The following is a 3,443-nucleotide window of genomic DNA, read 5'->3' as shown; positions in this document are numbered from 1 at the left end:
CATTCAAGAAAATAAAAATCTGTAGGACACAGCCGCCACCAGAATGACCCTCAGATGTCAGTGATGCAGGAAATATGATGGTGATGAGTGAAAGTTGGGATAAGCGGCATTCTTACGATCCACATAATTCTCTATCGGGCCACGACCGTACCATTGAATGTTCTCTAATGCGGGACTTAGAGAAGTTTGCAACGATAAACGTGACAAATCAAAGTTATCGGTAGTTTGGAATGAGGCGGTTACATCTACTGCACCGTTTCCATGTATGTTGTAAACCAATGTATGGGGTACAGTAACTCTGCTTACAGTTGTTTCGAACTGCACAATAACCTGCGCAGTTTTTTTGTCTGCTGCTAAATTCCATTTCAAATCTTTTAGTTCGGTTGCCGATGGCACCCATGTTCGGGGATCATTGTTTATAAAACGATACCAGTTCAAAGCAAACCCTTCCTGCTGATAAAGCATATTCTTTCCATTATAACGCAGACCAGTCATTTTACCAGTGCGCGAATCAAAAGATGCTTCAACTCCGGTATTGCGGAAACGGATATAGGGGCGATCTTCTATTACTTTAAAGTCGTCTCCGGTAGGGACATCTACCCATTGACTTTTGCCAGGTTGTAACAGGCATTGTTCGGTGGCAACTATATGTCCGGCATCGGCCCATACGGAATTATGCTTAAGTTTGACTTCCAGATTGAGATAATATTCGGCATCATCTGTAATATGACGTTTGAATGGAGTATATATCGAACGACGTTCGCCCGGTTTAGCATCGGGTAAACCAAACTCTTCCTCGGCTACCTTTACTCCGTTCTTCATTACAGTATAGTGAAGAACAAAATTTGTTAGGTTAAGGAAAGAGTAACGGTTGTGAAGTTCGATTTGATCCTCATGATTCACATGCATGGAGATGTACTGATACACCTTTTTCACCTCCCATAATTTGGGAGTTACCTTGCGATCGGGGGTGATGATACCGTTGCTACAGAAATCGTGGTCGTTGGGCATGTCTCCAAAGCTTCCGCCAAAGTAGTAACGGTTGGGAGCTTCACCGTGCATATTAATTGCCTGATCTACCCAATCCCAGATACAACCACCTATCATACGGTTTGATTTAAACTCAATATAATCCCAGTATTCTTCCAGATTACCGATAGCGTTGCCCATTGCATGAGCATATTCGCAAAGGAAATAAGGTTTGTTGCGCGGCTCACGGTCTTGTTTAATCATGGCTTCAATGCTTGGATACATGCGGGAGTCTATATCGGCGGCATCGTTCATTCCTTCGTAATGGATAGGACGGTCGTCTATTTCCCTGGCAGCTTTGTATTCGGCAAGGATATTACAGCCGCCACCCGATTCATTCCCCATTGACCAAAATATAATGGAAGGGTGATTCTTATCGCGTTCTACCATGCGAACCATACGATCGACAAATGCACCTTCCCATGCCGGATTATTGGTTAACGACATGTTACCGTGGCATTCCTGATCGGCCTCGTCCATAACATACAACCCGTAATAATCGAACAACGAGTACATTTTAGGGTCGTTGGGATAATGGCTTGTACGTATGGTATTCAGGTTGAAACGTTTAAAAAGCAGGATGTCTTCAATCATACTTTCAACAGGAACGGCTCTTCCGAATTGCGGATGGGTATCGTGCCGGTTGGCCCCTTTAAACATCACCAATGCGTTATTGATATAGACTTTGTTGTTACGTATTTCAATCTTCCGGAAACCATACTGCTGGGTAGTGGCTTCTAAAACAGTTCCTTTACCATCCAGTAATTCTATATTGATGGTGTAAAGGTTGGGTACTTCTACATTCCATAACTGCGGATCGCGGATGGTGCAGGTTCCTGTTACTTCGGTTTCATTGCCCGGAAGTAATTGGGAAGCAGTGGTTTCAACTGTGCGAAGTGTCTTTCCTGCATCATCAAGTAACGAATACCTAACGGTGGCAGCAGCACTTTGTTTGGTGTAGTTCTTTATATCTGCTTTAACAGTTAGTGTGGCTTTATCCAGTCTGTCGCTTATTTCGGATGTTATTTGAACATCCCGAAGGCGCACTTTGGGAGTTGCAATCAGGTAAACATCGCGATGTATACCACTCATGCGGAACATATCCTGATCTTCAAGGTAACTACCATCGCACCAGCGATATACTTCTACTGCCAGTGTGTTATTTCCTTTTGTAACATAAGGGGTTATGTTGAACTCGGCATCGGTATTCGATCCCTGACTGTATCCTACCTTTTTACCGTTTATCCAAAGATACATTGCACTGTAAACTCCATCGAAGTGAATGAAGATTTCTTTTCCGTCCCAATTGGCAGAAAGGGTAAAATCACGACGGTAAGAGCCCACAGCATTGGGTTCTTTCTCCAGTGTGTACCCACGTTGGCCCTGAATGAAAGGAGGATTGTTGCGAAACGGATAGGTGATATTGGTGTATAAAGGTACACCGTATCCATGCATTTCCCAATTGGAGGGAACAGGTATTTCGTTCCAACCAGATACATTGTATCCGGGTTTATAGAAATCGACAGGACGTTCCGAGGGTTGCTTTACCCAATGAAACTTCCAGTTTCCATTAAGCAACATGTATCGTGAAGACTTGTTTCTTTCCCACGGCTTTAAGTATGATGGGTCTTTCTTTAGTTCTTCGAGCGAGGCAAACGGTGTAAAGGTGGCCCGGGCATCTTCTTTATTGATGGCAAAGATTTGTTGGTTTTCCCAGTCGGCCGTACTGTGTTTCTTAATGGCTTCGCCTTTTATTTTAATGTTTGACTTTACTAATACCCATTGTTGATTAACTGTTGATGCATCGGGCTTAAGCTGAAACACGGGTTCGCCCACCAGTCCGGCATCGGGGAATCCGATGTTGTATCCGCTGGCAGCGCTGGTAAAGGTGTACTTACCGTTATCTAATGGGGTGATAATCCATTGCTGATTGGGATTGTCTGTGTTGGTATCCCATTGCAGGATTGCTACTTCGGTTTTACCGTTACCGCTGTTGTCTATGCTGCGTTGTGCTAATGGGTTCACTATTGAATAGTATCCGTTAGCAGCAGGTATAATATTCCACACCTGCGATTCTTTTCCTTCTTCCTTTTTGGATATAAATATCTTGGAACCCGAATGGAGGCTTTCCTGATTATCGAGTACCAATCCATTTACACTATGGATTTCATAGCTTTGGTTCGGGTCGAAGGTTTGCGCTATGGCTCCTTGTATAAAGAGAAGGAGAAATAGGAGGCTGATTGAGGGCTTGTTCATTGATATAATGGTATTTAATTAATTGTCTTTCCAGCCTTCCAGAGGCCAACGGTCTCTGCGCAATCGAGTAGACTGCCCTGCCGGTGTCGCCCGGCAGGGAGAGCCTCTCACACCACTGTACGTACGGGTCACGTATACAGCGGTTCGTTAAGATATGG

1 protein-coding gene is annotated in these 3,443 nt (G+C 44.1%); it reads right to left on the bottom strand.

Annotated features, from left to right (window positions below; all coding sequences use genetic code 11):
• Positions 1 to 57 precede the first annotated feature (57 nt).
• Positions 58 to 3,285 carry a glycoside hydrolase family 2 TIM barrel-domain containing protein gene (locus D0T85_RS21850; protein WP_163215646.1) on the bottom strand — a complete coding sequence of 1,076 codons (3,228 nt, stop codon included), beginning with the start codon at positions 3,283 to 3,285 and terminating at the stop codon, positions 58 to 60.
• Positions 3,286 to 3,443: the final 158 nt, after the last annotated feature.

This window comes from Bacteroides sp. 519 (assembly GCF_010500955.1).
GTDB lineage: Bacteria > Bacteroidota > Bacteroidia > Bacteroidales > Bacteroidaceae > Bacteroides.
The sequence above is the reverse complement of the archived record's forward strand: the minus strand, read 5'-3'. Positions and strand labels throughout refer to the sequence as shown.

Coding starts and splice junctions, on each gene's coding strand:
- D0T85_RS21850 (WP_163215646.1), bottom strand. CDS start 3,285: ATGAACAAGCCCTCAATCAGCCTCCTATTTCTCCTTCTCTTTATACAA.